Below are 2,688 nucleotides of genomic sequence, written 5' to 3' on the forward strand. Positions count from 1 at the left end.
CGGGTGCGCATGCACCCGGCGGACGCCGCGCTCGTCCGTGCCGCGGCGCCGGCGCTGCCCGACGGGATCGAGCTCGAGGACGACGCGGCGCTGCGCCGCGGGGACGCCGTCGCCCACCACGCCGACGGCCACGTCGACGCGCGGATCGCCTCGGCCCTCGACCGCGCGCGCGACGCGCTCGAGCGGGCGCAGGAGCACCCGTGACCACGCTGACCCCCGCCCCGGTGCTCGACGCGCTGCGCCCGCAGCACGTCGGCACGCTGCGCACCGTCGTCGGCCTCACCCTCGACGTCGTCGGCACGCGCAGCGCCGTGGGCGACCTCGTGCGCGTGGGCGAGGGTCCGGACGCGGTGCTGGCGGAGGTCGTCGCGACCGCCGAGGGCACCGCGCGCAGCATGCCGCTCGGCGGGACCCGAGGCCTGCGCGCCGGCGCCGCGGTGCGCCCGGCGGGGGCGCTGCGGGTGCCGGTCGGCCCAGGCCTGCTCGGACGCGTCCTGGACGGCCTCGGCCGCCCGATCGATGGCAAGGGCCCGCTGCGGGCGCAGGCGTGGGTCCCCGTCGACGGGCACGCGCCGCACCCGCTGGAGCGCTCGCGGGTCGACACCCCGCTCGACCTGGGCGTGCGCGTGCTCGACACGCTCGTCACGGCCGGCCGCGGCCAGCGCCTCGGGCTGTTCGCGGGCTCGGGCGTCGGCAAGTCGAGCCTGCTGTCGATGATCGCTCGGGGCACCGAGGCCGAGGTGTCCGTCATCGCCCTCGTCGGCGAGCGCGGCCGCGAGGTCCGCGAGTTCCTCGAGGACGACCTCGGCCCCGAGGGCCTCGCGCGCAGCGTCGTGGTCGTCGCGACCTCCGACGAGCCGCCGCTGGTCCGGATGCGCTCGGCCTTCGTCGCGACGCGCATCGCCGAGCAGCTGCGCGACGAGGGCCGCCACGCGGTGCTGATGATGGACTCGCTCACGCGCGTCGCGATGGCGCAGCGGGAGATCGGCCTCTCGGTCGGCGAGCCCCCGGCCACGCGCGGGTACCCGCCGAGCACGTTCGCGCTGCTCGCCCAGCTGCTGGAGCGCGCCGGCACCGGGCCGACCGGGTCGGTCACCGGCCTCTACACGGTGCTCGTCGACGGCGACGACCACAACGAGCCGATCGCGGACGCGGCCCGCTCGATCCTCGACGGCCACGTCGTGCTCGACCGTGCGCTCGCCGTCGCCGGCCACTTCCCGAGCGTCGACGCGCTCGGCTCCATCAGCCGCGTCGCGTCGCGGGTGACCACGCCCGAGCAGCGGGCGCTCGCGCAGGGCCTGCGCTCGGTGATGGCCGCGCGGCGCCGCGCGAAGGACCTGCTCGACGTCGGCGCGTACGTCACGGGCTCCGACCCGCTGGTCGACGCCGCCGTCACGCACGGCGACGCGATCGACGCGTTCCTGCGCCAGGGCATGGGCGAGGCCGCCCCGGCGGCGCAGTCGTGGGCGCACCTCGGTGCCCTCGTGCAGGTCCTGGGGGAGCAGCGATGACCCGACCGTTCCCGCTGGCCGGGCTCCTGCGCGTGCGTGCACGCGCCGAGGAGCAGGCGGCCGCCGAGCTGGCGGCCTCCCGCCACGAGGCCGAGCGCGCCCGCGCCCGCAGCCGGGACGCGCGCGAGGCGCTGCAGGGCTCGGAGCTGCCCTCGGGGGGTGGCGAGCTCGCGTGGACGGCCGCCGTGGCCGGCCGCACGATGCTCGCCGGCCTGCTGGCGGAGGCGGAGGCCGCCACGGTCCGCGCCGACGCGCGGGTGGGGGAGCGCACGGCGCACTGGTCGGCCGCCCGTCGCGACCTGCGGGTCGTCGACCGGCTCGCCGAGCGCCACGAGACGGCGGAGCGCGTGCGCGAGGAGCACGCGGAGCAGGTCGTCCTCGACGAGGTCGCCTCGCGCCGCGCCGCCGTCGCGCAGCCGACCCTCGGGGAGGTCCGGCCGTGACCGGGCTCGCCGCCGTGCAGGCGCGCGTCGCCGAGCTGCGGGCGCTGGTCGAGCCGGCCCGCTACCCGGCCGCCCTCCCGGCGACCGGGACGGCCGCGGCGTCGACGAGCGCGTCCCAGTTCGCGGCGGCGCTCGCGGACGCCGCGCCCGGGGCGTCGGGCGCCACCGCCGGCGCCGTCGCGACGGCCTCCACCGCGACGGCGACGTCGCCGCGCCTCGACGAGTCGCGCAGCATCGCGCCCGGCTCCGGCGTCACGGCCCAGGACCTCGTCGCCGCCGCGAAGAAGTACCAGGGCGTGAAGTACGTGTGGGGCGGGGAGTCGCTCTCGGAGGGCGGCCTCGACTGCTCGGGCCTCGTGCTGCGCTCGCTGACCGACCTCGGCGTCGCCGACGGCGTGCCGCGCGTGGCGCGCGACCAGCAGCGGCTCGGCACCAAGGTCCCGTCGCTCGACGACGCGCTGCCGGGCGACCTGCTCGTGTTCAACGGCGGCACGCACATCGCCATCTACGTGGGGAACGGCAAGATGATCGACGCTCCGAAGCCCGGCGGGCACGTCGGCGTCCGCGACGTGTGGGCCGAGCCCACCAACATCCGGCGGATCCTGCCGCAGGAGCCGGTCGCCGCGGCGCCCGCCACGCACGCGGACGCGTCCAGCGCGTCGCGCGCCGCGTTCGAGCTCCTCGCCGGGGGTGCCGCGTGAGCGTCCTGACTGCCGCCGGCCTGCCCGCCCTGC

Annotated in this window: 4 protein-coding genes; all 4 read left to right on the forward strand. The window is 78.4% G+C overall.

Going from position 1 to position 2,688, the window contains the following annotated elements:
* Positions 1-204 (forward strand): FliH/SctL family protein (locus HGCM_RS06610; protein WP_026075305.1); only part of this gene is annotated, 204 nt, incomplete at its 5' end.
* Complete coding sequence (locus tag HGCM_RS06615; protein WP_019136070.1) at positions 201-1,511, forward strand: FliI/YscN family ATPase; 1,311 nt, start codon at positions 201-203, stop codon at positions 1,509-1,511. The genes HGCM_RS06610 and HGCM_RS06615, both read left to right, overlap by 4 nt.
* Entirely contained in the window at positions 1,508-1,954 is a 447-nt protein-coding gene (locus tag HGCM_RS06620; protein ID WP_019136071.1) for a flagellar export protein FliJ, read from the forward strand. Before HGCM_RS06615 ends, HGCM_RS06620 begins: the two co-directional genes overlap by 4 nt.
* Positions 1,951-2,655, forward strand: a complete 705-nt coding sequence (locus tag HGCM_RS06625) for a C40 family peptidase (RefSeq protein WP_019136072.1) — start codon at positions 1,951-1,953, stop codon at positions 2,653-2,655. Before HGCM_RS06620 ends, HGCM_RS06625 begins: the two co-directional genes overlap by 4 nt.
* The last annotated feature ends 33 nt before the right edge of the window (positions 2,656-2,688 follow it).

Source organism: Cellulomonas massiliensis JC225 (genome assembly GCF_000312005.1).
GTDB lineage: Bacteria > Actinomycetota > Actinomycetes > Actinomycetales > Cellulomonadaceae > Cellulomonas > Cellulomonas massiliensis.

Bases quoted from the DNA above. Each gene is read 5' to 3' on its own strand.
- HGCM_RS06620 (WP_019136071.1), top strand. From the start codon at position 1,508: ATGACCCGACCGTTCCCGCTGGCCGGGCTCCTGCGCGTGCGTGCACGC.